Origin of the sequence: Streptomyces calidiresistens, assembly GCF_014141525.1 — a bacterium.
GTDB classification, from domain to species: domain Bacteria; phylum Actinomycetota; class Actinomycetes; order Streptomycetales; family Streptomycetaceae; genus Streptomyces; species Streptomyces calidiresistens.
Window position 1 is genome coordinate 1 of record NZ_VKHS01000701.1, and the last position, 2,876, is coordinate 2,876.

The window sequence follows — 2,876 nt, forward strand, 5'->3', positions numbered from 1 at the left end:
CGGCGGGGACCGGGGGCGGGACCCGCTGCGGGAGGACGCCGTGCGGGTCCTGGGGGCCTGGCCCGCCCCGGACGGGGAGCAGGAGGCCCTGCGCCTCGCCTATCTCGAACACCTGGGGACGCACCCCGACGCGATGCGGCGCGCCTGCGCGGCCGGTCACCTGACCGCCGGGGCGCTGGTGGTGAACCCCACGGGGGACCGGGTGCTGCTCACCCTGCACCGGAAGCTGCGGATGTGGTTGCAGACCGGCGGCCACTGCGAGCCGGGGGACACCGGTCTCGCCGCGGCGGCGCTGCGGGAGGCGACCGAGGAGTCGGGCATCCCCGACCTGCGGCTGCTGCCGGACCCGGTCCGCTTGGACCGCCATCGCACCCCCTGCGCCCCGCACCTGGACGTGCAGTACCTCGCCGTGGCCCCGCCGGACGCCCCGGCGGTGTGCGGCGAGGAGTCCCTGGACGTGCGGTGGTTCCACCACACGGAGGTGGCCGGGGTCGCGGACGCCTCGGTGGTCGCCCTGATGGAGGCCGGCCGGCGGCGCCTGGCCGGTGGGGTGGCCCGAGGACCCCACCGGGAGGCGGGCGGGCCGTCGGCCCTCAGGCGTCGGGGGCGGTGAGGGAGGCCGCGGGCCGGTCCCGGTGGATCAGGGCGGCGGCGCCGTACAGCCCCGCGTCCCGCCCCAGGGCGGTGGGGAGCGGGCGCAGACCCCGCAGGAAGGGCAGACCGGCCAGCTCGTCCAGCCATCGGTACAACGGATCCATGAGGACCCCGCCGGCGGCGGCCACTCCCCCGCCGATCACCACGCGGTCGGGGTCCAGGACGGCGACCGTGTTGAGCAGGGCCAGGGCCAGGGCCCGCCCCGCCCCGTCGAAGGCGGCGAGGGCGCGCGGATCCCCGGCCCGGGCGGCGGCGGCCAGTTCGCGGGCGTCGGCACCGCTCCATCCGGCGGCCCGGGCACGGCGGACCATGGAGGGTCCGCTGGCGACGGTCTCCACGCAGCCCGTGGCCCCGCAGGGGCAGGGCTCGCCGGCGGGGTCGACGACGGTGTGCCCGATGTGACCGGCGTTCCCGCTGCTCCCGGCGTGGGCCCGGCCGTCGAGGGCCAGCCCCCCGCCCACGCCGGTGGAGACGACGACGCCGAGCAGGGAGCGCACCCGGTCGCGGTCCGGGGCGCGCCACCACTCCCCCAGCGCCATGCACTGACCGTCACCCGCCAGGCGGACCGGGCGGCCGGGGAACATGGCGGCCACCTCGTCGCGCAGCGGGTGATCGCGCCAGTCGGGGATGTTGACGGGGCTGACGGTGCCCGCGATCGGGTCCAGCGGCCCGGCGGACCCGATGCCCACCCCGCAGGGCAGGCCGCCGGGGACGCGGTCCAGGACGCGGGCGATCACGGTGCGCAGCGCCATGGGGGCCGAGCCGGGGCCGGTGAGGGGTTCCTCGGTGCGGGCGGTGATCGTGCCGTCGGATTCCACGACCGCGGCGGCGAACTTGGTGCCCCCGATGTCGAGGGCGAGGGCGGGCGCGGGACGTCCCCGGGTCGCGGTCGCCGGGGCGTCTGCCGACGTCCCGGTGGTGCCGGCCGGAGTCCCGTGGTACTCCGCGTCCGTCGTTCCTGCGGTGTCCACCGTGGCCTCCGGAAGGGGGAAGCGCCCCCGCTCACTTAACCGATTAAGTCGCCCGACGCTACGTTCCCGTCCGCGCCCCTGTCAACGCCGGCCGGCGGGACCCCGGACCGCCCGGGGCCCGGCCCGGGAACCACCGCCGGCGGTAAGCTGCCCGCACAGGACACGGGTTGACCATGGGAGAGCCCCGGTGAAACGTCCGACCATCGCCGACATCGCCCGCCGGGCGGGCGTGTCCAAGGTTGCCGTCTCCTACGCGCTCAACGGCCGGCCGGGGGTCTCCGAGCACACCCGGGCCTCCGTCCGACGGATCGCCGCCGAGCTCGGATGGCACCCCAGCAGCGCGGCCCGGGCCCTCACCGGCTCCCGCGCCGGGGCCGTGGGCCTGGCCATGTGCCGCCCCTCGCCCCCGGTCGGGGTCGAGTCGTTCCTCATGGAGTTGATCGGCGGGATCGAGGCCGTCCTCGCCGAACGGGACAACGCCCTGATGCTCCAGATCGTCCCCGACCACCGGCGGGAGACGGAGGTCCACCACCGCTGGTGGGCCGAGGACCGGGTGGACGGGGTGATCGTGGTCGACCCGCACCGCGAGGACCCCCGCGTTCCGGTGCTGGAGGCGCTGCGCCTGCCCGCCGTGGTGGCGGGGCACCCGTCGGCGGCGGGCTCGCTGACGGCGGTGTGGTCGGACGAAGCGGTCGGGACCCGCGAGGCGGTGCGGCACCTGGCCGATGTCGGGCACCGTCGACTGGCCCGGGTGGCGGGCCCCGAGGGCCCGGTCCGGACGGCGCTGCGCGACGCCGCACTCGGGGAGGCCTGTGCCGAGCTGGGACTGCCCGCGCCCCGGATCGCGCACACCGACCGTCCCGACGACGACGGCTCGCGGCTCACCCGGAGTCTGTTGACCGCTCCCGACCGCCCCACCGCGATCCTCTTCGACCACGACATCCCGGCCGTCGCCTGCCTCTCGATCGCCGCCGAACTCGGCCTCTCCGTCCCCACCGACCTGTCGGTGGTGGCCGGCGAGGACTCCCCCCTGACCCGGGTGGTGCGCCCGGCCCTCACCTGTGTGGGCCGGGACATCGCGGCCTACGGGGGTCGGGTGGCGACCGCCCTGTTGACGCTGATCGAGGAGGGGGGTCCGCCGGGCACCCCGGGGCCCGGGGTGGAGACCGAGCCCGCCCGGTTGGTGTCGCGCGGCAGTACCGGGCCGCCCCCGCCGGGGGGATGAGCCCGCGGGGGCGAGCGGGGCGGGCG

Annotated in this window: 3 protein-coding genes; 2 read left to right on the forward strand and 1 reads right to left on the reverse strand. The window is 77.5% G+C overall.

The annotated features are described in order from the left end of the window. Positions 1-25: 25 nt before the first annotated feature. Positions 26-613 carry an NUDIX hydrolase gene (locus tag FOE67_RS21665; protein WP_182666520.1) on the forward strand — a complete coding sequence of 196 codons (588 nt, stop codon included), beginning with the start codon at positions 26-28 and terminating at the stop codon, positions 611-613. Here FOE67_RS21665 and FOE67_RS21670 read toward each other — a convergent pair. After that, positions 594-1,625, reverse strand: coding sequence for an ROK family protein (locus FOE67_RS21670; protein WP_182666518.1), 1,032 nt, complete (start codon positions 1,623-1,625; stop codon positions 594-596). The two genes, FOE67_RS21665 and FOE67_RS21670, sit on opposite strands and share 20 nt — an antisense overlap. 187 nt (positions 1,626-1,812) lie before the next feature. Between FOE67_RS21670 and FOE67_RS21675 the strand changes: the two genes are divergently transcribed. Then, the gene (locus FOE67_RS21675; protein WP_182666519.1) at positions 1,813-2,850 is read left to right on the forward strand and encodes a LacI family DNA-binding transcriptional regulator; all 1,038 of its coding nucleotides are present in this window, start codon (positions 1,813-1,815) and stop codon (positions 2,848-2,850) included. Positions 2,851-2,876 lie beyond the last annotated feature (26 nt).